Annotated in this window: 14 protein-coding genes; 10 read left to right on the top strand and 4 right to left on the bottom strand. The window is 53.1% G+C overall.

Features of this window, described 5'->3' with window-relative positions:
* The first annotated feature begins 47 nt into the window (after positions 1-47).
* Positions 48-1,487 (top strand): tRNA guanosine(34) transglycosylase Tgt, encoded by a 1,440-nt coding sequence (gene tgt / locus BK816_RS08195; protein WP_083379180.1) that lies wholly within the window; start codon positions 48-50, stop codon positions 1,485-1,487.
* On the opposite strand, the gene BK816_RS08190 is transcribed toward tgt, so the two are convergent.
* The 3 genes from BK816_RS08190 to BK816_RS08180 all read right to left on the bottom strand — a co-directional run bounded on the left by BK816_RS08190 (position 1,484) and on the right by BK816_RS08180 (position 3,967).
* Positions 1,484-2,188 carry a hypothetical protein gene (locus tag BK816_RS08190; RefSeq protein WP_071164728.1) on the bottom strand — a complete coding sequence of 235 codons (705 nt, stop codon included), beginning with the start codon at positions 2,186-2,188 and terminating at the stop codon, positions 1,484-1,486. The two genes, tgt and BK816_RS08190, sit on opposite strands and share 4 nt — an antisense overlap.
* A 25-nt stretch (positions 2,189-2,213) precedes the next feature.
* A complete protein-coding gene (locus BK816_RS08185; RefSeq protein ID WP_071164727.1) occupies positions 2,214-2,720 on the bottom strand; it encodes a hypothetical protein in 507 nt (168 codons plus the stop codon).
* A 569-nt stretch (positions 2,721-3,289) separates the two neighbouring features.
* Complete coding sequence (locus BK816_RS08180) at positions 3,290-3,967, bottom strand: queuosine precursor transporter (protein WP_236842324.1); 678 nt, start codon at positions 3,965-3,967, stop codon at positions 3,290-3,292.
* A gap of 104 nt (positions 3,968-4,071) precedes the next feature.
* Between BK816_RS08180 and BK816_RS08175 the strand changes: the two genes are divergently transcribed.
* The 3 genes from BK816_RS08175 (at position 4,072) to BK816_RS08165 (ending at position 7,058) form a co-directional block, all read left to right on the top strand.
* Complete coding sequence (locus BK816_RS08175) at positions 4,072-5,214, top strand: acyltransferase family protein (protein ID WP_071164726.1); 1,143 nt, start codon at positions 4,072-4,074, stop codon at positions 5,212-5,214.
* 127 nt (positions 5,215-5,341) lie between these two features.
* Positions 5,342-6,631 (top strand): hypothetical protein, encoded by a 1,290-nt coding sequence (locus tag BK816_RS08170; RefSeq protein WP_071164725.1) that lies wholly within the window; start codon positions 5,342-5,344, stop codon positions 6,629-6,631.
* Positions 6,624-7,058, top strand: a complete 435-nt coding sequence (locus BK816_RS08165) for a hypothetical protein (RefSeq protein ID WP_071164724.1) — start codon at positions 6,624-6,626, stop codon at positions 7,056-7,058. The genes BK816_RS08170 and BK816_RS08165 overlap by 8 nt, the downstream gene beginning before the upstream one ends.
* Before the next feature lie 409 nt (positions 7,059-7,467).
* Here the strand turns inward: BK816_RS08165 and BK816_RS08160 are convergent, their stop codons facing one another.
* A complete protein-coding gene (locus BK816_RS08160) occupies positions 7,468-9,252 on the bottom strand; it encodes an oleate hydratase (protein WP_071164723.1) in 1,785 nt (594 codons plus the stop codon).
* 152 nt (positions 9,253-9,404) lie between these two features.
* Between BK816_RS08160 and BK816_RS08155 the strand changes: the two genes are divergently transcribed.
* The 6 genes from BK816_RS08155 (at position 9,405) to BK816_RS08130 (ending at position 16,268) form a co-directional block, all read left to right on the top strand.
* Positions 9,405-10,178: a TetR/AcrR family transcriptional regulator gene (locus BK816_RS08155; RefSeq protein WP_083379179.1), complete on the top strand. Its 774-nt coding sequence runs from the start codon at positions 9,405-9,407 to the stop codon at positions 10,176-10,178.
* Positions 10,179-10,212: 34 nt separating this feature from the next.
* Entirely contained in the window at positions 10,213-12,087 is a 1,875-nt protein-coding gene (locus tag BK816_RS08150; RefSeq protein WP_156982022.1) for a hypothetical protein, read from the top strand.
* Positions 12,084-12,608, top strand: a complete 525-nt coding sequence (locus tag BK816_RS08145; protein WP_071164721.1) for an NUDIX hydrolase — start codon at positions 12,084-12,086, stop codon at positions 12,606-12,608. Before BK816_RS08150 ends, BK816_RS08145 begins: the two co-directional genes overlap by 4 nt.
* Before the next feature lie 72 nt (positions 12,609-12,680).
* Entirely contained in the window at positions 12,681-13,379 is a 699-nt protein-coding gene (tmk, locus tag BK816_RS08140) for a dTMP kinase (RefSeq protein ID WP_071164720.1), read from the top strand.
* Positions 13,376-14,605 (top strand): DNA polymerase III subunit delta', encoded by a 1,230-nt coding sequence (locus tag BK816_RS08135; protein ID WP_071164719.1) that lies wholly within the window; start codon positions 13,376-13,378, stop codon positions 14,603-14,605. The genes tmk and BK816_RS08135 overlap by 4 nt, the downstream gene beginning before the upstream one ends.
* A gap of 25 nt (positions 14,606-14,630) precedes the next feature.
* A complete protein-coding gene (locus BK816_RS08130) occupies positions 14,631-16,268 on the top strand; it encodes an alpha/beta hydrolase (RefSeq protein WP_071164718.1) in 1,638 nt (545 codons plus the stop codon).
* The last annotated feature ends 65 nt before the right edge of the window (positions 16,269-16,333 follow it).

Below are 16,333 nucleotides of genomic sequence, written 5' to 3'. Positions count from 1 at the left end.
TATACTTAGTGGTTAGTTAAACCCACTCGGCACACGAAGGAAGCGGAATGAGTACAGCAGAGCAGTCGGCGAACACCGACGCCCTCGAAACGGAAACCCACCTGGAATCTCAGGCACAAGCCCAGCCTGCAGCAAAAAAGTCGGGGCGTAACAAGACCGGTAGCAGTAAGCGTAAGCGCAAGGCCGCTCAGGCTGCGAAACCGGCCCCACAGCCGCTCCCACAAAGCGACCCAGACCCGCTGCCCGCCCAAGAAACTTTCAGCTTTGAAGTGACCAGCACTTTGCCTAACGGCAAGGGACGCACCGGCATTATCCACACTCCTCACGGCGACATTCACACCCCCGCGTTCATCGTGGTGGGCACCAAAGCCACCGTCAAAGCCGTGCTGCCAGACAACATTAAAGACCTAGGGGCGCAGGCCACCTTGGCGAACGCCTTCCACCTGTACTTACAGCCCGGCCCGCAGATTCTTGACCAGGCGGGCGGCCTCGGGCAGTTCATGAACTGGTCCGGCCCCACCTTCACCGACTCGGGCGGCTTCCAGGTAATGAGCCTCGGATCTGGCTTCAAAAAAGTGCTAGCCATGGACATGGCCGGCAAACAAACCGACGACGTCTTAGCCGAAGGCACCACTCGCCGTGCCCACGTGGACGACGACGGTGTGTGGTTCACCAGTCACCTCGACGGTTCCAAACACCGCTTCACCCCCGAGATTTCCTTGCAAATCCAGCACCAGCTTGGTGCCGACATCATGTTTGCTTTCGACGAGCTCACCACTTTGGCACACACTCGCGCTTACCAGGAATCCTCGCTAGAACGCACCCGCTTGTGGGCGCAACGTTGCTTGCGTGAACACCGTCGCCTCTCGATCGAACGCGAACACCGCCCCTACCAGGCGCTCTTCGGGGTCATTCAAGGCGCCCAGTATGAGGACCTGCGCCGCAAAGCCTGCCAAGACCTTTCGGCCATGTGCATTGACGGGCAAGAATTTGATGGTTTTGGCCTCGGTGGTGCCATCGAAAAAGAAAACTTGGGAACCATTGTCGGCTGGTGCGCGGAAGAACTGCCTGCCAACAAGCCCCGCCACCTGCTGGGCATTTCTGAACCAGACGACCTCTTTGCGGCCTGCGAGATGGGCGCCGATACCTTTGACTGTGTGAACCCGTCCCGAGTTGCCCGCAACGCCGCCATCTACACTGCCGACGGACGCTACAACGTCAGCCGAGCCGCCTGCAAGGACGACTTCGGGCCCTTGGAAGAAGGCTGCGAATGCTACACCTGCCAGCATTACTCGCGTGCCTACCTACACCACCTGTTCAAGGCTAAAGAAATGCTGTTCTCCACCCTGGCTACCATCCACAACGAGTACTGGACAGTGCAACTAGTAGAAAACATCCGCAAGGCCATGCTCGCCGGCGAATTCGAAACCTACCGTGACGAATTCCTTGGCCGCTACTACGCCAATGGTGGTCGCGTAAAGTTCTAGCTGACCTGACCTTCAACAAAGATAGTGCCATGCAAAAGACAAAGCTGATTTAACGGCTCAGAACGATTCCAGAGTTCAATCTCGAAACTATCCTTTTTCCCGTCGATAGGATAGCGCTCTCGTAGGTCTTTGTAATTTTGCTCCAAGAGACGCTTAAACTCAGCAGTAGTCATTTCTGGATCGTAGTTGGTATCGCTAACCCAAGAACGAACATTAGATTCAACAAACCTGGCGCACTCAACTACGCCCTCGTCCTTAATATCAGGCACAAAATCTTGAGTGAATTTCTTAAACTTGTCCTTGTAAGCTCCGGCAGGTAACTCGTTAAAAATATTTTCCTTGAGTAGAAAATATGAATGTTCATTACCCCCAATCCAGTAGTCGTCATTAGCCAAGGCGTTCCAAAGCTGTAACGCGATCGGAATGGCTTTCGTTTCCTGGGATACACGGTAGCTAAAAACAGGTGCATTATCTGCACCATGGCATTCCTTTCCTGAAATAGGATAAGGGACAGATAGTTCAGCGGTAAGGGCCAATACAGGTGAACAGGAAGTCTTGTTAAGGAGCTTTACTAGCTGAGATTGTTCATCTTCAGTTAATTTCTCCAAGGTCTGTTTTGTAGGAGTGGATGAGCACGCCCCACAAGCAGAAGCGAGTAGCGCAAATGCGGATACCGCTAATAAGGTTCTTGAGATTTTCATGTAAAGCTCCTTAACAACCCAACGTCTACCAGTAAACAGTTGCACCAGCAGGTGCTCCAGCCGATTTCACTTTAATCTGCTTTCTAGCTGCGACTTCACCCCAAGGTACATCAACTTTACCGTCTTCTCCTGCGCCAGCACTAAACCACTTTTCTCTGTGGTTTTCGTACCCTTTAGCGCGAACTATAACTGAAGTAAAAGTCATCATTGAGACAGACCACGCATAGCCTACTTTAAGTCCTCGGCTACCAAATACTGAATAGCTACTGGTGCAGGTTGTTTCAATACCTGCTGGTGCATAACAAGTTTCGTTTCCCCACCAAGAAGCAGAACGGTTTTTATCCTTCTGCAGGAGTTTACCGTTTCCGTCTATTACAGTACCCGTTTTGATCGTTGGATCAGGAATGTATACTTTCGACCAGTCAATTTTAGGTTTAGTGTCATCCGTATCAGAAGCGTTAGCTGTTATTGGTGTGATTAAACTAGCTATTATCATCGTTGAGGCGAAAGCTTGGAAAACTTTTTTCCGCATGATTTACTCCTTTCTTTCGACCTAAAAATAAAGATATTGTAATTTTTATTTATTGTCAATTAATTTTGGTGGTAAAAAGATTAAAAATAAGTTTTAATAAAATTATTGCAAAATACTGTAGGTAAAATCTGGGATATGTTTACATTTGTTTGTTTTATGGACTTTTCTTAGATTAGGCACTGGAGAAGAGGGATTTTTGTGTGAGTATAGTGGTAAATTATGTGGCTTTAGTATGGTGACCTACCCAGTTGTTTGTGTAGGTGAGTTATTACCGTTGTCCTGAATGTCGCTACACTTGGCGGTGGCAGACTATCGTTTTTCCAGTTGGCAGAGAAGTTTTTCATTTCGGCTAGTTTCGGTGGCCCGTAGTTACGCTAAACTTTGTCGTTTCTTCCCAATACTCAGCCAAATTGTCGCTTTTCTTTTATCTAATTACGTAGGTACTAGTAATGTAAATTAGCCCTGTTGACCTTCAAGGCTTTCCCTATAGATGGGAAAAAATATTGTCCTAAAATAATGTCGAGATTTATAAAATCGCTCGTTCAAATGAACAAGTTTTGCGGCGTTAACTAAAACTTAGCCAGCTGGTAGGAAGGCTCGCGCTTCTTAATCGCCTTGATGACGCGGGTGGTGATCGGGATGACCGCATACTGGGCGGCGATCTTCCAACCGGCACCCACAATGGTGTAGTTCAAGAAATCGGTGAAAGAAGTAATCCCAATGACGGTTGCGGCAATGGAACAGAAAATCACCGTATCAACAATCTCGCCCACACCGGTAGAGGACATGAGACGCGAAATCAAACGGTTCTCGTAGTTGCGGGCCTTGCCGCGAACCATGATGAACGAGTTCGTCATCTGACCGCCCAAGAAGCCGAGCAGCCCAGCGACCACAATCTGCCAGACCGGGCCAAGCGTCTCGGTCATGGCCGCATTATGCTGCACCGACCAATCGTCCGTGAAACCAGGCAACCAGATGATCACCTGGAAAACGATTACCGTCAAAAACGACATGACGAAACCAACGATGATGGCTTTGCGAGCCGCCGCGAAACCATAAATTTCGGTGGTGATATCGCCACAAATGTAAGCAAGAGGGAACAAGAAGAAACCGCCATCAGTGATCAGCGGACCAATCTGGACACCCTTCGAAGCGCCAATATTGGACAAAATCACGACAACAGTCATTACAGTCAAAATCACCGGGTAAAAGCGCGACCCGGTCGAGGCATAAGCTGGTTTTTTCACGGTGAGTATTCTAAAGCCAGAAATCATAAAAGCATAATGCACTAGCACGAAGGTGGTAGATTTAGCCTGTTGTGATTGCACTTTGAATGAGAGACGGAGATTGAATGCGCCTAGATTCCCTCACAGGTTTACGGTGGTGGGCCGCCTTCGGAGTATTCCTTTACCACATTTATTCAACCCGGGCAGTCAAGCTACCCTACGGGACCTTCTACACCGTGGGGAACTTCGGGGTCGCGTTCTTCTTCGTACTTTCCGGCTTTGTTTTAACTTGGTCCAGCAAACCACAAGTCGGTGCCAAACAGTTTTATTTAAGACGCTTTGCCCGTATCTATCCATCCCATTTCGTTGCGCTGCTAATTGCACTGCCCATTTTCTACCGGTTTAACCCAGACCCACACATGTGGTGGCAGAAAACCCCAGATTCACTGATGCTTGTCACCAGTTTGCTACTAATCCAAGGGTTCTGGCAGCTGCCCTCAGTCCTTTTCGGGGGCAACCCAGCAGCCTGGACTCTAAGCTGCGAAGCCGTTTTCTACGCTCTTTTCCCAGCCTTAAAAACTGGCAAACAAAAGGTGGTCAGTGAGACGGAAAAACCTGCAAAGCAAACTCCTGCCATGCCTGCAACTGTATTTTTCGGGGCAATAGCATCAGTGATGGCACTTCAAATAGTCTTTCTCTTTGTCCTCCCACTCTTTTGGCAGCCACCTATCGCGATTAGCCGCCTACCCGAATTCCTTTACGGAGTAGTGGCAGCCCAGTATGTGAAACAAATGCAACACAAACCAAAAGTGAGCATGTGGTGGGGCTACCTTTTGCTTCTGATCGCCATCACCGTTTACCTGCAAACAAAAAATACTGACGGCACAAACATGTTTGTACAGCTAGTTTCTCAAACCTCACTAGTCTGGTTCTCAATCGTTTTCATGATCGTAATCATGCTTGGTGCCATGGTCGACATCAGCGGAAAACGAAACCTCATGCGCCACCCCAGCCTAGTCAAACTAGGGGAATGGTCGTACTGCTTCTACCTAGTGCATGCCACAGTCATATACGCCTGGATCGAGTTCTACGGGCGAACCCGAGACACTGCCACCTCAATGTTGGTGCTAGTTGAAATCTTCGCCCTCGCACTGCTCCTAACTACCGCACTACATTATGTGATCGAAAAACCCTTCGAACGTCGATTAAGAGCATGGGGAGACCAGCGCTTCGGCCAGCACAATCCCCGCCCTCGGGAAGCAAACTAACAGAAACCCGAAAATCTTGTGCAATCTGTTCTGCCAGCCAAATTAGCTGATGGCGTCAGGCCGCCTACATCCAGGAGCAAAGCAGTAAAATGTGAGGAAGAGGCGGAAGCCAGAAAGAAGGTAGCTAATGACTGACGAGCTTTTCCCCAATAACGACTCCAAAGAACTGCAAATGTTCGAGGACGAACACGGGGTTGTGCTACTGGGTGAACCAACTCAGTTGGAAACCTGGCTTAATCGCGAAGGTATCGACTCACGAGAATTTCACCTGAAACCAAACAATTCGGCAGGAAAAGTTGCCAAAGTTTCCCAACTAGCTGGGAAAACCGCCGAACTTTCTGGACGATGGGTCAAGAAAACCAAGGAATCTACTGAACTGGTCAAAAAGCTTGGGCGGACACAAAAAGTGGGAAGCATGGCTGATGCCAGTCAAAAAGTCTCAAAACTAGACCGGTTAAAACGCGGAGTGGCCTCACCATCCTTACTGACAGGAGTCGGGGGAGTGATGGCACAAATCGCCCGCGAACAGGCGATCAAAGAGATCAGCGACTACCTCAAACAAATGGATAGTAAACTTGAGGACCTGCTACAAGATCAAAAGGACCAAGCTGTCTCGAACCTGCTTGGAGTGGCCCAAACCATCAAAGAAACCGAAGCGATCGCCTTTCAAACCGGACAACTAAGTGAAACCACCTGGTCAAAACTAAGCCAAGCCCCACAAAATCTTGCCACGGCTAGAGCATACGCTCTAGTTAAACTTGATGGTTTAACCCGTAAACTTGAAACCGCGAAAAATGCGGGGGCACAAGCCAACGCTGCAGAAAAACTACAAAAAGAAATAAATGTTTGGCTCGCAGTCGTGGCACAATCTTTAGTCTTGCATGATCGCATCTCCGTGCTCGAAATCCAACGAGCCATGGGTGAAAATCCGAAAGAACTAGCGGACTACCAAAGCGCCATGGAAGTAGCTAGACGACTTCGCCTAACTGAGATTGAAGAAGTGCTGAACTCTCTCAATGGGCGCCTTGCTGCCGCAGCCAGAGTTACATCCACCCAAAAACTGTTGCACCCAAAAGCTGTCGGGCGTACCCTTCCCGCTTTGGCAGCAAGTACCTCGATGGTTAACACTTTTGCCCACCATGTGGAACTAGAACTAAACCAAGCAGAAATAAAGGATGCACCTGGCTGGTTCCAAGCAGCCAGTGAAGTCATTTCTGCCACCGCAAATGATGCCGCCCAGCTTGGTGTGCGGGCCGCGACTGGTACTAAAACGATCGCCGGAGATAGCTGGAAATACCTACAAAAAGCCAGCACCAATGCGACCAAAGCAAGCGTCGACCTAACCAAAAATAGTGCAAGCAAACTTGCCCAATGGTTTAAAGAACTAGGTGCCAACCAGGAGAATAAGAATGACTGAAAACACCGACCTCGAATATTGCTTCAATGTCTGGGCCCTCGTCGATTTGCCGCATGGGGTGATTGCCCACACCGCCGTCCGCGCCTACGCCCTCGCAGGTGACGACGAACAGAAAGTGGCCCAACTAAAGGCGTTGGCGTCCACTGATTACCACCTCGCCGAAGTTGTTCCCTTGCCCGAAGAGTACGTGCTAGTTTTCGAGGGCGGAGAAAAACTCCCCGGAGCCACCACCCCGCAAGGCTTCGACGACCAGTTGGTCCTAAAAGTTATCGACCAGTACTGGGAATACCAAACCACCACCGTTGACGCCCTTACGCAACGTGAGAACCCACCGCAGATCCCCGAATCGCCACTCAACGTTGTCACCTTCATCGGGCGCACCCCAGACGGGCAACTAAAAGTCATCAAAGCCGACGACCTCGACTGACAGATCTGCCTAGTCAGTGGGGCTAGGGCGATCAAACGGGTAACGAGCTGGGCATTCAGCATTTCTTTTGTTAGCTGATCAGCTAGGCTCGCCCGCATGGCCGAGGTCGCTACCCGAACCGCCCTCGGCCAATAGCGACTCAGGCAACCAAGCGCCAACGCCGACCCTAGCCTAAAAAGTGTGGTCGTCCCCGCTAGGCGGCAAGTCTCCGTTGACTATGTTTGCCACTTAGCGAGGACGTTAAAAAGGTGAGAGTGACGCCCATGATGGGGAAAGGTGTGCGGACGCCACCCTCATTTGTGCACGTGTCCGGGCGTGCACAAGAGTAGAAGCCCGTTAGGCGAGAAACTTATCTGGAGCAATACCTAACGGAGCTTCTACGTCTCGTCCCTGTCGGAACCCAAGCGGGCTACGGCAGGATGTCTTCGAAGTAGGTTCCCTTCAAGAACCGACTCAAAATCTTGCCACCGGGCAGCTTGCCATTATTCATGGTCTTTGCCGCCGCCAACAAGGCACGGATGTCGTACTGTGCCGGCCAAATCGGTGGAATGTCACGGTCCAAATTCAACAGGCCATAAACGCCCATCATGGCGGTACGAGCCGAACCCTCGGTGGTGAAAATGCAATCATCTGGGGTTTCCACGAACTGGCCGAGGAACGCCAAGTTGACGCAACCATCGGGGATCACCTCAGGACGATCGCCCTTACCGCGAGGCATGAAGAAAGCCGTAATGTAAGGCATCGTGGCCAGGCGAACCTTCGTATTTGCCTTAATCTCCTCGAACTCGTCCAACAAGTCGAAGTGGTAGCAGTACTCCAGCAAGATCTCCTCACCAGTGCACTCCAACATTGGCTTCTTCACGTAGTCACCCTGCGCGAAGGGGTAGAGGCCATAAGCCCAAGCCACACCCCAATCCTCAGGCTGGCCGTGGAACTGAGGCTGACGATTCATGGTCAAAGAAATGCACCAGCTCGAATCCTGGACGGTGATAATGCCGCCAGTGACGGTCCGACCCGAAAGAGGATCGTTGCCAGTCATCTCCTTAATCTTGCGCAAGAACGGGTGATCCTTGCCGATAAAGTTAAAACTGATCGACTCCCAAACCGTCTTGTCCGTATCCGAGCAGAACACATTCGGGCGACCAAAAACCTTCGACTTCTTCGCCAAGTTCTTCCACAATTCCCAACCATCAGTCGCGTTACGGTTGTACGGTGCAGCATGATCCATGTCGCCATAACCAGTCGACTCGGTTAGCGAACCGTTGGTCACGAACACTAGGTCCTTTTCGCGAACCTCAATCACCTCCTCGGACTTGTCATGGTGACGGATCTTAATGCCCTTAACCACCTTCCGATGAGCCGTAATCTCCATATCGAGGTCGTAAACCAGCGTGTCATAAACAAAAGTGACACCCTGATCCTTCAGCCAACGCACCAAAGGCACCACGAACGAATCGTACTGGTTGTACTTCGAAAAACGCAGGCACGAAAGATCCGAGAAACCAGGGAAATACTGCAAGAAACGATGCATGTAGCGCTTCATTTCAGTGACCGACTGCCACTGCTCGAACGCAAACATCGTCTTCCACAAGGTGTAGAACATCGAATCCAAGAAATCCTGGTCGAACCATTCCTCAATGGTCTTGTAATAAGTGTCCTCTTCCTTCGCCAACAACAACTTAATCATGTCGCGCTGGCCCTTCTTGTTGATCCCCATCTTGTAGGTATCAACCTTCTGCCCGCCACTCTTAATCACACGACAGTTCGAAACATTCGGGTCATTCTCGTTGGTAATGCGGAACTCGTCCAACACCGAGTACGGTTCCGGCATCTCCAAAGCCGGGATATCCTTCATGATGTCCCAGAAGCACTCAAAATGCTGCCCCATCTCACGGCCACCACGAGCAATAAAGCCCTTCTCGGTATCGCCATTGCCATCGAAAGCGCCACCAGGAACTGCCAGCTCTTCCAAAATCACGATATTTTCGCCCGGCATCTGGCCGTCGCGAATCAAAAACGCAGCCGCGGTCAAAGAACCAATGCCACTACCAACCAAAAAAGCTTTACGTTCCTTCACATCTTCGGGAGGAATCGGACGATTGTGCGTGTACATGCCCAAATCATTATGAACATAGGCATTGCCATCCGGAGAAACCGGGAAACTCTTCTGATAAACCTGCTGGAAGTTTGTCATTTTCACTCCTTGCGTCTAACTGCCCAAAAGCAGCTACCTTGCCCCACCTGACCAAAAGATCAAGCAGTTGAGTGGAGGCCCCAAAAGCGGAGCGCGCTCTATTTGGAGTATACTCCGTTTTGTGAGGATGTACAATCGACCTAGAAAAACAGATGGGGGAAAGCATGGTCGTTAAAGCTAACCGAGGTCGGCTTCCAGATGAGCCGAACGCTGCAAACGTAGCCGAAATCGTGGATCTGCCCGAGGGGGATTTGCCTGATGGGAGCCTGCGTCAAAAGAAAAAGGCGGACAAGAAACGTCGCATCGAAGCGGCTGCCCGCGAACTTTTCGCCACAAAAGGTTTCGACCATGTCACCACCTCGGAACTAGCTGCGAAGGCCGAGGTTGGGGTCGGTACCCTCTTTCGCTACGCCGGCTCCAAGGCGGAACTATTGGTGACTTTAATGAACGAGTCCCTTAACCAGGGCACCGAGCAAGCCCTAAAAATGGCCGATCGCGACACCGATCCGACCGAGGCGATCATGGCGTTGCTCTCGCCTTTGGCCGACGAATGTTTGGCACACTATGACAATGTCATGGCCTATCAGCGTGAAGTCCTTTATGGTACCGGCGAAAAACGCGACGAAACGATTGGTCGCATCACCGGCCTCGAAACCGTGATTGTTGAGATTTTACGACGTACCCTCAATGTTTCCCCGCAGGATTTGCCAGCCGAGGGCGACCTCGGGCCAGCAGAAACCCAACCGAAACCGGCCACCGAAACTGACGACAAGTTGCAGCTCTTGGCCCACGCGATTGCCGCTACCGTCCACCTTGACATTGTGCGTGCCGGGCTCGGCTCCAATGAAGTCGCGGATTTGCCGCAAACCATCCGGAAAAACTTGCGCTTTTTGCTGTCTAACTGGCAAGTCTCTGCCGGAAAATAGTCGGAAAATAGCCGGATTCTAGTTACCTTTCCCTTTGGAGGGTGCCGGCCTCGGCTATGATGGGGGCATGTCTTCGCCGGTTTCGCACTCGTCCGCCAATGAGCAAGCGGCGCTCAGCTATGCGCGTTTTCGGCCGACTGCGGGTAGGGCCACTGTCAGCGTCAGTGATTTCGACTCCTTCGAGCAGGCACGCACTTGGTTGGCCTATGAGCCGGCGCGCGCCCTCGAACGCTTCGTGGCGATGGCCCGCACTGCCTGGCTAGTTTCGGACGCGATCTATGTTGATCGGAACCAGCTGTTTGACGGGATCTGTTTCTTGGCGCTCGGGCCTGATGGCTTTGCTCGCGCCCTCGGTTTGGAACCGGGCCAAGACCTGCCGCTGGTAGTGGGTTGTCAGCCTGGACAGGCCCAAGCCCTCACCGAAACCATGACGTTAACGAACCAATCGGCCATCACCACCGCCTCCTTGGAACATCCCGAACCGCCGCGACTTACCGGTGAAACCACCAGCCAGATTCTGGCTAAACAGTTCGAACGTCTCGACCGACATTTTGCTTCGGCCGCCACGGTTGCATGGGAATACGGTCGCACCCCAGTTGCGGACCGCAAACTCCCCAAGTTGCGGGCCGAGGGCGAAAACCCGGCCGCGCCCGCGCTTGCGAACATGCCAGGTGAGAACTTCATGCCCGCAGACAGGACCGTGACCCGCGGGGATGCTGCGCCCGAATCCGGAGGCGATCTAGCGCCTGCGCCCGCAACTGCGACCGAGGGCGTTTCACGTGAAACCCAGGCGCTAGCCCAGGTGCTTTTTGACCTCGAACCAAGGCATCAACTGCCGGAGCCAACCACCCCAGGGCTTTTCCTCCGAGCACGGCTTGCAGATCCACTTTTTATCGCGAAAGCCCGCAGCGAGTGGGCGCAAGCGGCTCGCACGGGCCGGATTGTGCTGGAAAAATGGCCAGATCTTAGCGCAGTGAAAGACCCCGAGTTCTGGGGTAGTGAGACTGGCAGCAATCGCCAGACCAGCACACAAGCACTGGTCGCTGATTTGAAAAACTATTTGGAGCATTTGCCGAAAAAGCCAGAACAAACCATTTTTGCCCGCAGTTTCGTGGTCGCCTGGGCGGCAGAAAAGATCGCTCAGCAGGAGTTGCAACCAACCGAGGCGAGAGCAGTTATTCGCTGGTGGTCGCAACTGTATGAGAATTCGGTTTTTGCCGCTCGCGAGAAGGAAAAAGCATACCTTGATCAGGTGGCTCGGCTAGCTTTCACTAATACGCTTTTGCCTGCTGACCTCGCGCTCGGCAAAGTGGGGGACCCGCTTTCGTCGGCTGAACGCGAGGTGGAAATGCGGTGGGGTTTGCGCACTAAACGACGCACCCGCTGGGAAATTGCCAAGGCGCGCCTGGCCCCTAAGCCGGTCAGCACCGAGAGTCCTTTGCGGATCGAGGGCGAAGTCATCCAAGCTATGCAAGAGATGAGTCCAAGCCAGTACCATCGGCTCCACAATCACCCTTTGGTGGACCGGGTGGTGCTACAAAACGGCTCCAGTCCCCGCGCTTGGAATGATGTGATTTTAGCGATTCGTGACACCATGGATGACACTCGTAGTTGGGGTCAGCGCTTGCGCAGCGGCATTATTCGCTTCACTTTGTTGGCGATTGTTGCGGTTATTTTGGGCTTGCATGACGCGGGCTTCCTCGACAATTTCTTCTCGAACGTGGCAGCTGGCGTCCTCGGCACCCCCAAGGGTGGGGGCATCTTCGACCTCGTATTGTGGACCCTAATCGCGATTTTGGTGGCCTTCCCCTATGCTGAACTGAAGGAAATCTGGCAGATGGGACCGGCGTCCATGACCTCCACCATGTACGTTTCCACTGTTGAAAACACGCGAAAGGCACGCCCATGAGTAGCTGGCAAACCGTTTGGAAAGCGGCCGACTTTGACCTCGAAATGCAACGAAACCAGCAGGGTCATCATCGAGTTCTTGCCGCTAAAGGCAAGCCCGGGGCACTCGCCATTGCCCTCTGGGAGGCCCAAGTACTGTTAGTGAAGCAAAATCGCGAGGCTGTGGGGGAGGAACTGTGGGAACTACCTCGCGGTTTTGGGGACCAAACCGATCCAGACGCGTGTGCCACCGCGGTCAGAGAGCTAGTGGAAGAAACCGGGTTCGAACCGATCGCGGGGCAAGCCGAATTACTCGGGGAACTTTGGATCGACTCGGGCTTACAAGCCAATGCGGTGGCCGTGGTGAAAGTACCGGTCCAAAACGGGCAGGCACAACACCAAACCGACGGAGAAGTCGAGTGTGCAAAATGGGTGCCACTGGCTGAAATCCCTCGCATGATTGCCAAAGGGCAGTTGCGCGATAGCTTGACCGTTGCCGCTTTTGGGCTCTTGTGGTCCACTTCCTGGCAGGACGAAAAATAGTTTCCACAGGGGGCGCTTCGCTCTTGAGGATAAAGCTACCGGCTGGCGCCCTCGGCAGGTAAACTAGAGCGCATGAGTGAAACCGTGCCTGCTATCCCCACACAAACCCGGCTCGAACCTGAAAGTCGGGGCCTGTTTATTTCTTTCGAGGGCGGGGAAGCGGTTGGTAAATCAACCCAGATTGCGGCACTAACCCGTAAGTTTGAGAGCCTAGGCCGAAATGTGGTGCTCACGCGTGAACCAGGGGGTACCGATCCGTTTGGGGTTCAGGTTCGTCAACTGGTCCAGCATGGGGTGGATCTGAACCCAAAGGCTGAAGCTTTGTTGTATGCGGCTGATCGTTCGTATCATGTGGCCACGAAAATTCGCCCGGCTTTAGCTGCCGGAAGTGTGGTGATCACTGACCGTTATTTAGATTCGTCGGTGGCATATCAGGGTGGGGGTCGCGACCTCGGCAATGATGTTTATGACCTGTCACTGTGGGCCACCAATGGCCTCCTACCGGATGTGACGATTTTATTGGATGCCGACCCGGTGCAGGCGCTAGCTCGTCGGGAGGGTGCCACAGACCGCATCGAGGCGGAACCACTCGCTTTTCACCAGGCGGTGCGTAGCCGCTACTTGCAGTTGGCGAAAGAAAATCCGCAACGTTTCGTGGTGATTGACGCGACTGGTGACATTCAAACTGTTTCAGAGCAGATCTGGCAGGCCATTTCAGAAAAAGCAGCAGCATTGTTGTCGGCAACTGAGCCTGGGGGTGGCACGCGATGACAGTTTGGGATTCGCTAGTTGGCCAGGATGCGGCAGTTAAAACTTTGCAAGAGGCGGCTTTGGCAGCTCGAGCTAGTTTGACTGGGGACCAGGTTGATAGTCGGGCCATGACCCACGCCTGGTTGCTGACGGGCCCTCCCGGTTCGGGTCGGTCTAAGGCCGCGCAGGCTTTTGCGGCCGCTTTGCAGTGTGAACACCCCACTTTCCCTGGCTGTGGCGAGTGCGATTCTTGCCGTAAGGTCATGCCTCCAAAGACTGAGGAACGCCCTGAGTCTCGACCAATCCACCCGGATGTCACTTGGGTTGATACCGACGCGGTGATTATTAGCATTGATAAGGTGCGCGAGCTGGTGCATAAGGCGCAGGATAACCCCACTCTTGGCAAGTGGCGGGTCATCGTGGTCGAGGATGCCGACCGCATGGCTACTCGCACCACCAACACTTTGTTGAAGGCGATCGAAGAACCCCCGGAGCGTACCGTGTGGATTTTGTGCACGCCTTCGCCGGGCGATGTGCTGGTGACGATCCGTTCGCGTTGCCGCAACGTAAACTTGCAGATTCCGCCGGCCAAACTGGTTGCCGAGTACATGGTCAAGCAGGGTTGGACTGATGACCCGAAACTGGCTTTGCGTTGCGCTTTGGCCGCCCAGAGTCACATTGGTCGCGCTCACGGTTTGCTGGCCGAGGACGATGAGGACACGATTGCCCAACGACGCGATCTGATCATTAAACCGGTTTCGGCTCGTAATGCGGGCGAAGCGGCGGTGGCGGCGCAGCGGCTGGTGCAGAACGCGAAGGAAGCTTTTGAAGCGAAACAGAAAGACGCAGACGCCCAAGAAATCGCGGCCCTGAAAGAACAGTTGGGGATTAAGAAGGGGGAGAACGTTCCGCCCTCGGTGCGCACGATGATTCGGGCGCGTGAGGAAGCACAAAAGAAGCGTTTGACCCGCCTTGAGCGTGACAACCTGGACCGGGTAATGCTCGACATTATGAGCTTCTACCGCGATGTGCTCACCATTCAACACCAGGCTAATGTGCCCATCATTAATGCGGACCTGGAAGCGTTGGTGAAAGAGGTGGCGACTCGGACCAGCGCCGATAAAACCCTTCGTTGTATGGACGCGATCGCGGTGGCCAGAAAGCGTCTAGCGGGAAATGTGACCCCATTGTTAGTGCTTGAAGGCATGATTATGGAGTTTTTACCGGTAGAATTTCCTCAGCCTTGAAAATCTTAACCTCACAAGGAGTCTCATGACTTTCGCTGTCTCCCCGGCCGAAGAACGTTCGCAAAGTACCACGAAAGTGGGCGCTCGCCCCGCTGCGCGCAAGCCTCTTCGTCGACGTTTAACTACTTTGGGAGCAGTCCTTGCCGTGAGTGCCACCTTGGCGGCCTGCAGTTTTGGTTCCGACGGCTCTGACGCGGTCCAAAAAACGGTGGAGCCTACGCCCTCGGCCAGCCCAATCCCGGCCGGCTTGGAAAGCTACTATGACCAGAAATTGGTCTGGGGCAACTGCGATTCCTCCATTGAGGCCACCAAGGAAAGCACCTGCGCCACCTTTAAGGTGCCGAAAAATTATGCCAACCCGTCCGAGGGCGACCTGAGCATCACCGCCGTAAAGTACGTGAAATCTGGAGTGAAACCAAGCGGCGACATTTACACTAACCCGGGTGGGCCTGGTGGTTCCGCGGTTGATTTCGTGGCCGAAAACGCCTCCCACGTGTTCACGCAAGAAATCTTGGACAAGTTCGCCATCGTGGGCATGGATAACCGCGGCACTCGCCACTCCACCCCGATCGAGTGCATAACACCGCAAGAGATGGACGCGCTGCTTAGCGAAAATACTCAGGACGTGCTGACCGAGGCCGGTCTAGCGCATGAACGTCAACGCATGGCCGATATGGGCAAGAAGTGCCTTGAAAAGAGCGACACTATCAAATGGGTGGACACTGTTTCGGCAGCCCGCGACCTCGACGTGCTTCGGCATCTAAACGGCAACAATAAACTTGACTATTTGGGCTTTAGCTACGGCACGTTCTTTGGCGCCACCTACGCGGAACTTTTCCCGAAGAACGTTGGCCACATGGTGCTTGATGGGGCGCTTGACCCTTCGCTCAATTACGATCAGGTGGCCGAAGCACAAATGGTTGGTTTCGAAAAATCGCTCGTCCACTTTGCCGACGAGTGCAATGACGGTAACCCGAACTGTTTCCTCGGCAGGGGAGAGGACGGGGCCAAGCAAATCATGGCTTTTGTCCGGGCACTCCACCAGAAGCCACTGAGGACTGGCGACCCCAAGCGACCCCTGACCGAAAACTTGGCAATCACCGCAATCATGGGCTCAATGTACAACCAGCAATGGTTCCCCATTCTCACCCAAGGGTTAGAAAACGCCATGCTAAAAGGCAACGGGCAAATCCTGTTGTCGATGGCCGACCAGATGAACGACCGCCTCGATGACGGCACCTACAAGGGCAACAGTAAAGAATCATTCTTCGCGGTTAACGCCCTCGACTATCCAATCGAAGGCGACATGGACACCTGGCAAAAACAAGCGAAAGAACTGCTCGAAAAGCACCCCATCTTAGGTGAACAGTTCATGCTCGGTGACGCCTTGCGTCAAGATTGGCCCGTCAAACCGGTTGGCAAACGCGGGCCAATTAAAGCCGAGGGCGCCCCACCGATCCTAGTCATCGGCACTACCGGTGACCCAGCCACCCCACTATCCATGGCACAATCCCTAGCTGAACAGCTCGACAAGGGAGTGCTCCTAACCGTGAAGGGCTGGAACCACACCGCCTACAACTCGAACGCAAATGAATGCGTCACCCAAACCGTGGACGACATCTTCCTGAAAGACCAGATGCCCAAACAAAACAAATACTGCTAAAAAGTAGGTGACCAAAGTAAACTCCACTTGCAAAACAAGGGGTAAATGTTTAAAGTAACCTAGTC

This window comes from Boudabousia tangfeifanii (genome assembly GCF_001856685.1).
GTDB lineage: Bacteria > Actinomycetota > Actinomycetes > Actinomycetales > Actinomycetaceae > Boudabousia > Boudabousia tangfeifanii.
The sequence above is the reverse complement of the archived record's forward strand: the minus strand, read 5'-3'. Positions and strand labels throughout refer to the sequence as shown.